We start from the raw sequence: 15,109 nt of genomic DNA, 5'->3' as shown, positions 1-15,109 counted from the left end.
AATTAAATAACAAAAATGACATTAAACGATATACTTAAAGAGCGAATTGTTATTCTAGATGGTGCAATGGGAACTATGATCCAAAAGCATAATTTACAAGAAGATGATTATAGAGGCGAAAGATTTAAAGATTTTCATACTTCCTTAAAAGGAAATAATGATTTACTTGTCTTAACGCAACCAAAAATTATAAAAGATATTCATCGTGAATACCTTGCTGCTGGAGCAGATTTAATTGAAACAAATACATTTAATGCTAACATCATTTCTATGGTGGATTATGATATGGTGGATTTGGTAGATGAATTAAATTATGAAGCTGTTCGTTTAGCAAAAGAAGCGTGCGAAGAATATTCTACACCAGATAAACCTCGTTTTGTAGTTGGTTCATTAGGACCTACAAATAAAACAGCGTCTATTTCGCCACAAGTAAATGATCCTAGTTTTAGAGATATTGACTTTGATACATTAGCCAATGTTTATTATCGTCAGGCAAAAACAATGTTAGAAGCTGGTGCAGATATTTTATTAGTTGAAACTATTTTTGATACATTAAATGCAAAAGCTGCATTTTTTGGAATACAAGATGCAATAGAAGAAACAGGAATTAACGCACCTTTAATGGCTTCTGGAACAATTACAGATAAATCTGGAAGAACATTATCAGGACAAACAACAGAAGCTTTTTTAATTTCTTTAGAACATATCGATTTAATTTCTGTTGGGTTAAACTGTGCTTTAGGAGCAACAGATCTTATTCCATATTTAGAAGTTTTAGCAGAAAAAGCGCCTTTTTATGTTAGTGCATATCCGAATGCTGGTTTACCAAATGCATTTGGTGGTTACGATGAAACGGCAGAAATGATGCTAGAAAATATTCGTCCTTTTTTAGAAAAGAAAATTGTCAACATAATTGGAGGATGTTGTGGAACAACTCCAGACCATATTAAATTAATGGCAGACTTAGCAAAAGAATACCAACCAAGAAAAATTGCAGAACAATGGCAGGCGTAAAAATTCAACTTTCTGGATTAGAACCTTTAATTGTTAGAGAAAATTCAAACTTCGTAAACGTTGGTGAACGTACGAATGTTACTGGTTCTAAAAAATTCTTACGATTAATAAAAGAAGAAAAATTCGAAGAAGCTCTTCAAATTGCACGTGATCAAGTAGATGGTGGTGCGCAAGTAATCGACATCAACATGGATGAAGGAATGCTTGATGGTGTTTCTTCTATGGTAAAATATTTACGTTTAGTTGCTTCTGAACCTGACATTTCTAAAGTTCCAATTATGATTGATTCCTCTAAATGGGAAATCATAGAAGCAGGACTTAAAAACGTTCAAGGAAAAGCAATTGTAAATTCAATTTCTTTAAAAGAAGGTGAAGAATTATTTATTGCTCATGCTAAAAAAATAAAACGTTACGGAGCGGCTGCAATCATCATGGCATTTGATGAAAACGGACAAGCCGATAATTACGAACGTAGAATAGAAATTGTAAAACGTTCATATGATATCTTGGTTAATCAAGTAAAATTTAATCCAAGAGATATTATTTTTGATATCAATATTTTCCCAGTTGCAACAGGGATGGAAGAGCATCGCCGTAATGCTATTGATTTCTTTGAAGCTACAAAATGGATTAAAGAGAATCTTCCTCATGCATTGGTTTCCGGAGGTGTTTCTAATGTTTCATTCTCATTTCGTGGAAATAATGCTGTTCGCGAAGCTATGCACACTGCTTTTTTATATCACGCAATTAAGCATGGAATGGACATGGGAATTGTTAATCCTGAAATGATTGAAATCTACGATGATATTCCGAAAGATTTATTAGAACATGTAGAAGATGTTTTACTGGATCGACGTGATGATGCAACAGAAAGATTAATTGATTTTGCTGAAGGTTTAAAAGGTGTCACTAAAGAGAAAAAGAAAGATAATGCTTGGCGCGAATTACCGTTAGAAAAACGAATAGAAATTGCTTTAGTTAAAGGAATTACAGAATTTATTGATGAAGATACTGCAGAAGCTTTAGAAAAAATAGAATCTCCATTACGCGTTATAGAAGGTCCTTTAATGGACGGGATGAATGTGGTTGGTGATTTATTCGGAAGTGGAAAAATGTTTCTTCCTCAGGTTGTAAAATCGGCGCGTGTAATGAAAAAAGCTGTTGCCTACCTTACACCCTATTTAGAAGAAGAAAAACTAAGAAATAAAACAGATAAAGAACCTGCTAAAATATTAATGGCAACCGTAAAGGGTGATGTACACGATATCGGAAAAAACATTGTTTCGGTTGTATTAAGCTGTAATGGTTTTGAAATCATAGATTTAGGTGTAATGGTTTCTTCGGATATTATTTTAGAAGAAGCACAGAAAAATAAAGTAGATGTAATTGGTCTTTCAGGATTAATTACGCCATCGTTAGATGAAATGGTACATGTTGCAAAAGAAATGAAACGTCTTAATCTTGATATCCCATTAATGATTGGTGGCGCAACAACTTCTAAGGCACATACAGCTGTAAAAATTGCACCAGAATACGATAAAGCAATTCATGTTTTAGATGCATCTCGTTCCGTAACAATTTGTCAGAAATTAATTGGTCAAAATCAAAATACATTAATCGCTGAAACAAAAGTTGATTATGATAAAATAAGAGAAGGTTTCTTAAACAGAGCTGTTGTAAAAGAATATTTATCAATAGAAGCTGCACGAGAGAATAAACTAAAATTAGATTTCAACGAATTTAAACCAGTTAAACCAAACAAATTAGGCGTATTTACACACGAAGCTAAAGTTGCCGATTTAAGAGAGTTTATAGATTGGACACCATTTTTTAAAACATGGGATTTACACGGAAAATTCCCAGCTATTTTAGATGATGAAATTGTTGGTGAAAATGCAAAAGAATTATATGTTGATGCATTGGCTATGTTAAATAAAATTGACGAAGAGAATTTAGCAAAACCCAAAGGTATTTTCGGTTTATTTAAAGCCAATACAATAAATGATGATACAATAGAATTATTTGATGAAAATAATAACAAACTAAATGAATTCTATACAATTCGTCAACAAGCAAAGAAAACTAAAAACATTCCGAATATTTCTATAGCAGATTTTATTGCTGAAAAAGAATCTGGAATCGAAGATTATATGGGAGCTTTTGCTGTAACAGCAGGTACAGAAATAGAAGATTATGCGAAAGAATTTCATGATAATTTAGATGATTACAATTCTATTATGGTAAAAGCAATTGCTGATCGTTTAGCAGAAGCTTATGCTGAATATTTACACAAACATGTGCGTACAGAAATTTGGGGTTATGCAAAAGATGAAACATTATCTAATGATGAATTAATTGCAGAAAAATACAAAGGTATTCGCCCTGCTCCTGGCTATCCTGCTTGTCCAGATCATTTAGAAAAAGAAACTATTTTTCAACTTCTAGATGTTCCAAATAAAATTGGAATTAATCTTACAAGTTCTTTAGCGATGTATCCTGTCTCGTCTGTTTCTGGTTATTATTTCGGAAATGAAAAGGCTAAATATTTTGGAGTTGGTAAAATTAAAATGGATCAGATTGAAGATTTTGCTCAACGAAAAAACATTTCTGTTGAATTAGCTGAACGCTGGCTTAGTCCTAATTTAGCTTAGTTAGAAGTTAGAAGTTAGAAGTTAGAAGTTAGAAGTTAGAAAGATAAAATTTTCTGTCAGTTCGAGTGATTTTCCGAAATGAAATAAAGAAAAATTGTATCGAGAACTTAGACAAGAAAATTAATTAATCCTTACTTATTTCTCGATACAAAATTCTAAACGAATTTCACTCGAAATGACGGATTAGAAATAATTAGAAAGATAAAATTTTCTGTCAGTTCGAGTGGTTTTTCATAATAGAATAAAGAAAAATTGTATCGAGAACTTAGACAAGAAAATTGAAATAATAAAATATAAAAACGGAAGTTAGATTTCGTTAAATGAAAATAAAATAATGAAAGTTACCGAACATATAGAACGTGCAAACGGCAAACCTTTGTTCTCTGTGGAGATTTTACCTCCATTAAAAGGTCAAGACGTTAATTGCACTTTCAAAACATTAGATCCTTTGGTTGAGATGAAACCTGCATTTATAGATGTTACTTATCATCGTGAGGAATTTGTTTACAAACAAAAAGAAAATGGTTTATTAAAACGTCATCAGGTAAGAAAAAGACCAGGGACTGTTGCTATTTGTGCTGCTATACAGAATCATTATAAGATAGATGCTATTCCGCATTTAATTTGTGGTGGATTTACAAAAGAAGATACAGAAGATGCTTTAATAGATCTTAACTTCTTAGATATTGACAATGTATTGGTTTTACGTGGAGATCCTATAAAATCTGAAAAAACATTTGTTCCTGAAGTTGATGGGAATGCTTATGCTTCTGAATTAATAGAACAAGTTACAGCTTTAAATAAAGGTGTTTATTTAGACGATGAATTACAAGAAACTAACAAAACAGATTTTTGTATCGGAATTGCTGGTTATCCAGAAAAGCATTTTGAGTCTCCGAATTTAGCAATGGATATGTTCTACCTAAAGAAAAAAGTAGAATTAGGTGCTGATTATATTGTAACACAAATGTTTTTTGACAATCAGAAATATTTTGATTTTGTAAAAAAATGCCGCGAAATGGATATTAATATTCCTATTATTCCAGGAATTAAACCATTATCAACTTTTAATCAGTTAAAAACTTTACCTCAAAATTTTTATCTCGACTTACCAGAAACACTTGCTATGGAAGTTTTAAAAGCAAAAGATAAAGAAACTGTAAAACAAATTGGATTAGAATGGTGTATCAATCAATCTAAAGAGTTATTAGAATTCGGTGTTCCAGGGTTACATTTCTACACAATGAGCAACTCTATCAATACACAAAAAATTGCAAATGCTATTTTTTAGAAAATAAAGAAAAATCTCAGTAAAAATTTACTGAGATTTTTTATTTTTGTTACCATGAATACAGCTGAATTATTCGATTACTTTCTAAAATCTAAAAAAGTAACGACGGACACACGTAACATTTCAAAAGATTGTATCTTTTTTGCTTTAAAAGGTGCTAATTTTAATGGAAATACTTTTGCTCAGGAAGCAATTAATCAAGGTGCTACTTTAGCTATTGTTGATGAAGAAGAGTACGAAAATCCATCAAATAATATTTTCTTAGTAAAAAATACTTTAGAAACTTTACAAGATTTAGCTCGTGAATACAGAAATTATTTAAAGATTCCATTTATTGGTTTAACTGGATCTAATGGTAAAACAACTACGAAAGAGTTAATTTCTGCTGTATTAAAAGAAAAATTTAAAACACATTATACGTTCGGAAATCTAAACAATCATATTGGTGTTCCATTAACTATTCTATCTATACCAGAAGATACAGAAATTGCTGTAATAGAAATGGGTGCAAATCATCAGAAAGAAATAGAATTATTAGCTTCTATTGCACAGCCTGATTATGGTTACATTACAAATTTCGGAAAAGCACATTTAGAAGGTTTTGGAGGAATTGAAGGTGTTATAAAAGGAAAATCTGAATTGTATGATTATTTACGTAGCAATAATAAAACTGCTATTGTTAATTACAATGATCCGCTACAGGTTGAAAAAACAAATGATATAAAAAGAATTACTTTTTCTGATGAAAGTAGTACAAATTATCAAATAAAATTAATTGAAAGCAAACAAGAGTTTTTAGCCGTTTCTTATGAAAACGAACTAATTGAATCTCATTTAACTGGACATTATAATTTTAGCAATATCTCATGTGCCATTACTCTTGGAGCATATTTCGGAATTGATTCTGTAACTATTAAAAAAGGAATTGAAGACTATTTTCCATCAAACAGTCGTTCTCAAATTATAGAAAAAGAAAATCATAAAATTATAATGGATGCCTATAATGCCAATCCTAGTAGTATGGAAGCAGCATTAAATAATTTTGTAAAATTTGAAGGAACAAAAACTGTTATTATTGGTGATATGTTCGAGTTAGGAAATGAATCTAAAATAGAACATCAACGAATTTTAGATTTAGCAGAAAGCTTAAATTTTGACCAAATTTTTATTTTAGGTCTAAATTTCAAAGAGACTATTACGCACAACTCGAAAGTCAAAAAATTTGATAACAGGACTACTTTTGAAGAATATTTGAAAGATAATCTCATTTTAACTCAAAATATCTTAGTCAAAGGCTCGCACGGTATGAGACTTGACCTACTTATAATTGAATAACATAACAACATTAAACCTATAAAACCAAATCCCTATGAAAACAAATTTTTTTACGGTAATTATAATTTACTTATTACCATTATTAGTAAAATCCCAAAATTATATAGAATGGGATAAGAGCACTAAATTAAACTACGAGAACTTTAAGAAAACTCCAGATCAAACTAAATCTCCTCAAGGAGTTTTAGACATGAGAATGGGATGGCAAATTGCACAAGGAAATGGACAAGTTCCTGAATTATTTGTCCATAATAAAGTTGATCAAAATACATCTTGGATTTCGATGAAAAATCAAGAGATATTAAATGACATGCAATTACAATTTGATTTATCTGAATTGTATACACGTAAAATTAGAAAAGAGTTTGAAAGCTTAAGAGAAAAGAAAGAAATGAGCAAAGATGCCTACAAAGCAAGATTTATGGCTCTTCAGAAAAACTTTCAAAAAAGATTGAAATCAGTTGCTACAACAACTCTCAATCAACCAAGTTTATATAAACTTTTAAATAAACAAATTCAAGATTCTTTGATTATTTACAATGATTATCAAAAAAAATAGTTGAAATTATAAACTTATTTTAATTGTATTTTGTCATAATGAGTTTGTTGAAAGATTTTAATAGAATTCTTTATTATGTTTTGACAAGCTCAACATGACAGGATTCGATAAAATGCGTAAAATTATAATTCACAACTCGACAAGCCTTATTCCTTATAATCTTATATCTTAAAACTAAATCTAGTTTCCACTTCGTTTTATATTATTTTAACTACAAAGAGCACAAAGGTTACGCAGAGAATAAAAAATTCACTACGTAATTATAATTTACACCACCATATAAACTATAATGACAATATTTATAAATAAGGTTTTTAATTAATTAGCAACATTAAAAAAAAAATTCAAGTTTAAATTATCATTAAATTATTTAATTTTAAATGGATATTTGTTTTAGTTTCATAATTTTGCTCTCCTTGATATAGGGACAATTATTAATTTGAAATAGATTTATATGAAGAAAGGATTTACTTTATTTATTACCATTATTAGTTTTATTGGTTTTGCACAAGCTCCATTAAATTATTATAATACTGCTACAGGTGATAAGTTCGAACTTAAAACACAGTTATACAATATTATAAAAGGACACACAAGTGTAGGTTATGGAGGATTATGGACAATTTATGCTTCAAACGACAACAGCAATGGTTTTTTAGATAAGTATTATGAGAAAGACAATACTATTTTAGATATCTATTCTGAAAATCCTACTGGAGCGGATCCATATAGTTTTACAAAAAGTACTAATCAATGTGGTAGTAGTGGTTACAGAAATGAAGGTGATTGTTATAACAGAGAACATTTAGTTCCACAAAGTGTTTTTAGCGAAAGATCTCCTATGGTTGCTGATGCTTTCCATATTTGGCCAACTGATGGAAAAGTGAATGGAGTAAGAAGTAATTTTCCTCATGGTGTTGTAGGAGTAGCTTCACAAACATCACTAAATGGCTCAAAATTAGGAGGTAATAAAAACTCAGGTTATTCTGCAGGTTACTCAGGAACTGTATTTGAACCAATTGATGAATTTAAAGGAGATGTTGCACGTGCATACCTTTACTTTGCTACACGTTACCAAGAAGATGGTATCCAAAACTGGTCTTATGCAATGTTTAACGGTACAAAAGACAAAGTTTTTACAGATACTTTCTTAAAAATATTAATTACTTGGCATTTAAATGATCCTGTTTCTGATAGAGAAATAGACATTAACAATTTAATTTACAAGAGTCAAAAGAACAGAAATCCATATATCGATCACCCAGAATATGTAGAAAAAATATGGGGAGCTAATTTAGCAACTGATGATTTCGAATATCAAAAACGTGACGATGTTAAGGTTTACAACAAAACTTCTCGTTCTATAGTTGTTCGTTTAGAAAACAATAAAAAACAAATTGAGAAAGTTTCTGTTTTTAATATTAATGGACAAAAAGTAAACGAAGTTAATAATTCTACTCACCAAAAAGAAGTTGAAGTTAACTTCTCAAATCCTGGTGTTTACGTAATTAAAGTTGTTGGTAAAGGAATGGAAATTAACCAAAGAGTTGTAATTAAATAAGAATTACAAACAGATAAAAATTATAAAATCCTTCGCTGTAAAGTGAAGGATTTTATTTTTTAGTAAATGAGGAAAAATTAGTCATTGTTTATATTTTTTTTAAAAAATGTCATACCATAAAGTACTAAAACCAATATAAAAGGAATACCAAACAAGACCGAAAGTGTAACAATTAAATTTATCATAATAATAAAAATGTTATGGTTTCATAATATTAATTACAATTTATAAAATATATTTTAAATAATATTTATAATAATAACACATTTTTTGCGAATTAATTAACTTTTATAAATCTCATAATAAAATTGTGTTAAAAATGGTTTTTCCATAAAAAAAGTCGCTTAAAAATAAGCGACTCTAAATATTTATTTAATTGTAACCGTGATTACTATTGGTTTCCCTTTGCATAATCAGCTAGGAATTGAGCTAAACCAGAATCAGTTAAAGGATGTTTTAATAATCCTAAGATAGATGATAATGGTCCTGTCATTACATCTGCTCCAATTTTTGCACAATTTACAATATGCATTGTGTTACGAACTGATGCTGCTAAGATTTCTGTTTCGTAAGCGTAGTTATCAAAAACGATACGAATTTCTTCGATTAAGTTTAAACCATCTGTAGAAATATCATCTAAACGACCAATAAATGGAGAAACATAAGTTGCTCCTGCTTTTGCAGCTAATAATGCTTGTCCTACAGAAAATACTAATGTAACGTTTGTTCTAATTCCTTTTGTAGAGAAATATTTACATGCTTTTACACCATCTTTAGTCATTGGTATTTTTACAACGATTTGTGGGTTTAAAGCAGCTAAAGCTTCACCTTCTTTTACCATTCCTTCAAAATCGGTAGAAATTACCTCAGCAGAAACATCACCATCAACTAATTCGCAAATTGCTTTGTAGTGATTAATAATATTTTCTTGTCCTGTAATACCTTCTTTTGCCATTAAAGATGGGTTTGTTGTTACTCCATCTAAAACTCCTAAATCTTGAGCTTCTTTTATATCAGCTAAGTTTGCTGTATCGATAAAAAATTTCATTCTTTTATTTTTCTAATATGTTTATACAAAAATAAGGATTAAATCATGAAATATAGATTTAATCCTTTATAATATCTATGTTATATTTTTAGATTAAAGTGCAGTATAACCTCCATCTACCATATAATAACCTCCTGTCATAAATGAGGCTTTGTCAGAACTTAAGAAAGCAACTAATTCTGCAACTTCTTCAGCTTCTCCTAAACGACCAATTGGATGTTTAGCAACCAATGCTTCTAATTGCTCTGGAGTTAAATGTTCTTCTAACAATGGTGTTTTAATATAACCAGGTCCTACAGCATTACAACGAATGTTTTTAGTACCATATTCTGCTCCGATATTTTTAGTTAATCCAACAACAGCATGTTTAGAAGATGTATAAGCAGGGCTCATTATTGCTGCAACCATTCCGTGAATAGATGCTATGTTAACAATAGAACCTCCTCCACTCTGCTCCATTGCTTTTATTTGGTATTTACATCCATAAAAAACACCATTAAAATTAATGTCAATTACTTTTTTCCAATCTTCTGCTGTGTAATCACCTGTTAAAGAAGCTGGTCCTCCTATTCCTGCATTATTACATGCTACATCTAATCTTCCGTAAACTTTTAATGCTGCATTAACCAATGCCTCATTATCATCTGGAGAAGCTGTATTTGCTTTAAAAAATATTGCCTCGCCACCTACATTTAATATTTCTTCTACAACTGCGCTTCCTCCTTCTTCATTAATATCAGAAACAACAACTTTAGCTCCTTCTTGTGCATATAATTTAGCAATAGCTCTTCCTATTCCAGAACCTGCTCCAGTTACAATCGCTACTTTTTCTTTTAAAATTCCCATTTTGCTTATTTTAATTTGTGTCTACTAAAGTTAACTATAATTATGAAAAATGGTTTTAAAATTTTCTTAAAATTACCTCAGAAATAAATGTATTATATCATCATTATTGCTTAAAAAATTTTAAATTTGATTAAATATTAAAATAATGAAAAATATCCTGACTGTCTTATTATTGACTATTTTTTCACTTGCTAAAGCTCAATCTGTTAGTGATTACAAATACATTACTGTTCCAAGAAAATTTGCTGACTTCGATAAAAATAATTACAAATTAGATGCACACTTAAAAATGCATTTAAGAAAGAAAAATTATGAAATTGTTGTTGAAGGTGTAACAGAAAAACCTACAGATTTAAAAAACAATCCTTGTTTAGCAGCAAAAGCAAACATAGAAAGTATGAAAAGTACTTTTAAAAATAAATTAAAAGTTGTTTTTACAGATTGTAACGAAAATCTTATTAGTGAGTACGAAGGAATTTCTAGTATAAAGGAATTTGATAAAGGTTACCAAGAAGCATTAGCTATTGCAATGGCAAAAGCGCCGATGCAAAATGCAAAAGAAGTTCCAAATACAGTTCAACAAGAACAACCTGTTACAACTACTACAAACACTACAACTACTATTACAAATGAACAACCAGTTATTGTAAGTGTTTCAGAGAACAAAATATATTCTTTAAATGGACAAAAATATGAAGTAGCTACTTTATCACAAGGTAGTTTTATTTTTATGAATAGAGAAACTGCACAAATAGTTGCTCAATTCTATCCTTCTTCTCAAAAGAATGTTTACCATGTAACTGTAATTTCACCTAAAGGGAATTATCAAACAATTGGTTTTGTTTCGGAAAATGAAATCTCAATTGACTATCAGACTGCTGATAAAACATGGACTAAAACGACTTATACGAAATAAGTTATAAATAATTAATTCGAAAAAAATTCTGAAAAGAATTTTTCCTCAGAAAAGAAATAAATATGCAAGCACCTATTGCTAAAAAAATAGAAAAAAAATTAGAAAAACATGGAGATGTTCGTATCGATAATTACTATTGGTTAAACGAGCGAGAGAATCCAGAAGTTATAAAATATTTAGAAGACGAGAATGCGTATACAAAAGCTATTTTAGAGCCTACAGAAGAGTTTCAGACGAAATTATTTGAGGAAATGAAAGCACGTATCAAAGAAGACGACTCGTCTGTTCCTTACAAATTAAATGGTTTTTGGTACTTAACAGAATTTCAGAAAGGGAAAGAATATCCTATTCATAAAAGAAGAAAAGATTCTTTAGATAATAACGACGAAATTTTGTTTGATGTTAACTTAATGGCAGAAGGACATTCGTATTATAATTTGGGAGGAATCTCTATTTCTACAAATAATGAATTATGTTCTTTTGGTGTTGATAATGTATCACGTAGAATTTATACCATTCAAATTAAAGATTTAAAAACAGGAGAAATTTTACCAGATGTTATAGAAAACACGACTGGTGGTTCTGTTTGGTCTGCTGATAATAAAACACTTTTTTATACGAGAAAAGATGATACATTACGTGCATATCAAATTTGGAAACATAAATTAGGAACTGATGCAAGCGAAGACACTTTAGTTTTTGAGGAGAAAGACGATACATTTTCTGTTTACGTTTACAAATCAAAATCGAGAGAATATATTATCATTGGTTCCTCTTCTACAGTTTCGGACGAATATCGTTTTATTCCTGCAAATGAGCCAGATGCTGAGTTTAAAATATTTCAGGAACGCGAACGCGATTTAGAATATTCAATTGAGCATTTCGGGAAAGAATTTTACATCCAAACTAATAAAGATGATGCATTTAACTTTAAGTTAATGAAAACATCTATCGAAAAAACGGAGCAAAATAATTGGATTGATGTCATTCCACATCGTGAAGAAACATTTATTGAAGGATTTGAAATTTTCCAAAATTATTTAGTTGTTGAAGAGCGTACAAATGGATTAATTCAGCTTAATATAAAAGCATGGGACAAATCTGCAGATTATTATTTACCATTTAACGAAGAAACATATACGGTTGGTTCTGGAACGAATCCAGATTTTAATACTGATATTCTGAGATATGGTTATACTTCTTTAACAACACCTACTTCTGTTATCGATTTTAATATGAACGATAAAACATCGGAAGTAAAAAAAGAACAAACTGTTTTAGGTGATTTTAAGAAGGAAAATTATACTTCTGAACGTATTTGGGCAGAAGCAAGAGATGGTGAAAAAGTAGCTATTTCTTTGGTTCATCACAAAGACACTCAATTAAACGAAAATACACCGCTTCTACTTTATGCTTATGGATCGTATGGTTATACTATTGAGCCTAATTTTAGTTCTATCCGTTTAAGTTTATTAGACAGAGGTTTTGTTTATGCAATTGCGCATATTCGTGGTGGACAATACTTAGGACGTGAATGGTACGAAGATGGAAAAATGCTAGAAAAGAAAAATACATTTTTTGATTACATCGATTGTGCTAAATTTTTAATTGAAAAGAATTACACATCTTCTACTCATTTATACGGAATGGGTGGTTCTGCTGGTGGATTATTAATGGGTGCTGTAATTAATTACGAACCAAACTTATTTAATGGTATTGTAGCCCAAGTTCCTTTTGTGGATGTTGTAACAACAATGTTAGACGAAAGTATTCCTTTTACTACTGGAGAGTATGACGAGTGGGGAAATCCTAACGATGAAGAATATTACCATTATATGAAAGAATATTCTCCTTACGATAATGTGGAAGCAAAAGCATATCCTAATTTATATATTTCAACAGGTTTACACGATTCTCAAGTACAATATTGGGAACCTGCAAAATGGGTTGCTAAATTGAGAGAATTAAAAACAAACGATAATATTTTACTTTTAGATACCAATATGGATACAGGACACGGTGGTGCTTCTGGTAGATTTGAGTCTTTAAAAGAAGATGCCAAAGAAGATGCATTCTTATTTATGCTGGAAGGTATAACTGAGTAATAAAAAGTAATACATAAATCAAAATATTAATTATAAAAAAGGAGAGGTTTTAAACTTTTCCTTTTTTTTATAAAGTAGATTATTTTACCACAATTAATTAACACAATTTAAGAACAATATATTAAACGTTTTTAAACGCTTTTGTCCACCCCAATGTCCACCCCTATAAGATACATTTTCCTTTCATATCTTATTACATTTACTGCATTAAATAAAAAAATAAAATTTATAGCACATGAAACACTTCAACTCTTTAATGATTGCATTATTTATAATGCTTTCCAATTTTACTTTTGCACAAACCAGTACAGAGGCTTTCGAAACAGAATCTCCTGGAAATTCTAGATTTACAGATAATGGTGTTGAATTTAATATCATTTCTCATCGAGGTACTTTTACTATACAAGGAAACTACCCAGGTACGGGTTGGAATGGTACAAGTGCTGATAACCGTTATATAGATAACAGCAGTTCTACTGCAGATACTCCTGCTTCTTTTAGTATTAAAACAACATCTAATTTATTTAAAGTAAATAGATTTTGGATGTATCTTGGTGCAGCTAACACAGATCTTGGTGTTCAAGGTACCTTAACAATTACAGGAAAATTAAGTGGAATTACAAAGTTTTCTACAATAAAAACAACAGGTTTTAATCAAACTACTGCTGTTACAAATGGATATACATTAATAGATTTAACAAATCTTAATGGACAGAACTACACAAATCTTATTATTGATGAATTACAAATAACATTAGGAGGTGCCTATAGATACGGAGCACTTGATGCATTTACATGGGTAAAAGATTCTAATGTAATTATAGATCCAAACGCTTTACAAGTAACAGCTACTACTACAACTATAGCTTGTAATGGTAGTGCTACTGGTGAAATTTCTTTAAATGTTACTGGTGGAACTACACCTTACACATATCTTTGGTCAAACGGTGCAACTTCATCTACCATAAAAGGGTTAGTTGCGGGTAATTATTCGGTAACAATTACAGATGCAGCAAACCGAACTAAGACGGAAAATTATTCGGTAACACAACCATCTGCAATAAATGTAGCTAGTTCAAAAACAGATACAGGTTGTGGAGGAGCAAATGGTGCTGCTGCAGTAATTCCTACTGGTGGAACTTTGCCTTATACATACCTTTGGTCTAATGGTGCAACAACTTCTTCTATAAATAATTTAGCTGCTGGAAATTATTCGGTAACAATTACAGATGGTAATGGATGTAATGTGATTAGAAATTTCACTATAAATTCTTCGGATTCAGCTCCAGCTCCTGGTATAAAATTAAGCTTTAGAAATGGAGATCAATTATCTGTTTTTGAAACGATAGGAGAAAATATAAAATGGTATCAATCAAAAGAAGACGCTAGTCAGCATATTAATTCAATTTCAAATACAACACAAATTGTAAATAATACAACTTACTATGCTACACAAACTGTAGATGGTTGTGAGTCTATAGAAGCTTTAACAATTAATGCACAATCTGAGACATTAAACAGTTCTGACTTATTATTAAATTCTTCTTTTAAACTTTATCCTAATCCTACAAATGATATTTTAAGAATATCAACAAACGAAAAGATTAATAAAGTAATTGTATCTGATTATAATGGTAGAAAACTTTTTGAAAGAGCGCCAAATGCTAAAAATGAAGTAGATGTAAATTCATTATCAAAAGGAGTTTATATTATCAAGATTTTTACAGATAAAGAATCAAAAACAATGAAATTTATCAAAGACTAATAAAATATCCTTGTCATA

Annotated in this window: 11 protein-coding genes; 9 read left to right on the top strand and 2 right to left on the bottom strand. The window is 30.1% G+C overall.

The features are described from left to right. Positions 1-15: 15 nt before the first annotated feature. The 6 genes from BUA86_RS08970 to BUA86_RS08945 all read left to right on the top strand — a co-directional run bounded on the left by BUA86_RS08970 (position 16) and on the right by BUA86_RS08945 (position 8,411). Entirely contained in the window at positions 16-1,014 is a 999-nt protein-coding gene (locus BUA86_RS08970) for a homocysteine S-methyltransferase family protein (protein ID WP_072931903.1), read from the top strand. Further along, positions 1,002-3,665: a methionine synthase gene (gene metH / locus BUA86_RS08965; protein ID WP_072931901.1), complete on the top strand. Its 2,664-nt coding sequence runs from the start codon at positions 1,002-1,004 to the stop codon at positions 3,663-3,665. Before BUA86_RS08970 ends, metH begins: the two co-directional genes overlap by 13 nt. A 334-nt stretch (positions 3,666-3,999) precedes the next feature. Then, positions 4,000-4,956, top strand: coding sequence for a methylenetetrahydrofolate reductase [NAD(P)H] (gene metF, locus BUA86_RS08960; RefSeq protein ID WP_072931899.1), 957 nt, complete (start codon positions 4,000-4,002; stop codon positions 4,954-4,956). A gap of 54 nt (positions 4,957-5,010) precedes the next feature. Next, the gene (locus BUA86_RS08955) at positions 5,011-6,291 is read left to right on the top strand and encodes a UDP-N-acetylmuramoyl-tripeptide--D-alanyl-D-alanine ligase (RefSeq protein WP_072931898.1); all 1,281 of its coding nucleotides are present in this window, start codon (positions 5,011-5,013) and stop codon (positions 6,289-6,291) included. A gap of 34 nt (positions 6,292-6,325) precedes the next feature. After that, positions 6,326-6,850, top strand: a complete 525-nt coding sequence (locus BUA86_RS08950) for a hypothetical protein (RefSeq protein ID WP_072931897.1) — start codon at positions 6,326-6,328, stop codon at positions 6,848-6,850. 454 nt (positions 6,851-7,304) lie between these two features. Then, positions 7,305-8,411, top strand: a complete 1,107-nt coding sequence (locus tag BUA86_RS08945) for an endonuclease (protein WP_072931896.1) — start codon at positions 7,305-7,307, stop codon at positions 8,409-8,411. Positions 8,412-8,802: 391 nt separating this feature from the next. Here the strand turns inward: BUA86_RS08945 and fsa are convergent, their stop codons facing one another. Together fsa and BUA86_RS08935 are read right to left on the bottom strand one after the other, a co-directional pair. After that, the gene (gene fsa / locus BUA86_RS08940; protein WP_072931895.1) at positions 8,803-9,459 is read right to left on the bottom strand and encodes a fructose-6-phosphate aldolase; all 657 of its coding nucleotides are present in this window, start codon (positions 9,457-9,459) and stop codon (positions 8,803-8,805) included. Positions 9,460-9,552: 93 nt separating this feature from the next. Next, positions 9,553-10,305 (bottom strand): SDR family NAD(P)-dependent oxidoreductase, encoded by a 753-nt coding sequence (locus BUA86_RS08935; protein ID WP_072931894.1) that lies wholly within the window; start codon positions 10,303-10,305, stop codon positions 9,553-9,555. Between the two features lie 145 nt (positions 10,306-10,450). Here BUA86_RS08935 and BUA86_RS08930 point away from each other — a divergent pair, with 145 nt between their 5' ends. The 3 genes from BUA86_RS08930 to BUA86_RS08920 all read left to right on the top strand — a co-directional run bounded on the left by BUA86_RS08930 (position 10,451) and on the right by BUA86_RS08920 (position 15,091). Next, on the top strand, positions 10,451-11,221 hold the full coding sequence (locus tag BUA86_RS08930) for a hypothetical protein (RefSeq protein WP_072931893.1): 771 nt from the start codon (positions 10,451-10,453) through the stop codon (positions 11,219-11,221). Positions 11,222-11,283: 62 nt separating this feature from the next. Further along, positions 11,284-13,326, top strand: coding sequence for a S9 family peptidase (locus tag BUA86_RS08925; RefSeq protein ID WP_072931892.1), 2,043 nt, complete (start codon positions 11,284-11,286; stop codon positions 13,324-13,326). A 235-nt stretch (positions 13,327-13,561) separates the two neighbouring features. Continuing rightward, the gene (locus BUA86_RS08920; RefSeq protein WP_083580330.1) at positions 13,562-15,091 is read left to right on the top strand and encodes a T9SS type A sorting domain-containing protein; all 1,530 of its coding nucleotides are present in this window, start codon (positions 13,562-13,564) and stop codon (positions 15,089-15,091) included. Positions 15,092-15,109: the final 18 nt, after the last annotated feature.

Source organism: Chishuiella changwenlii (genome assembly GCF_900142565.1).
GTDB lineage: Bacteria > Bacteroidota > Bacteroidia > Flavobacteriales > Weeksellaceae > Empedobacter > Empedobacter changwenlii.
Note: the sequence above shows the minus strand (reverse complement) of the source record. Positions and strands in the feature narration are given on the sequence as shown.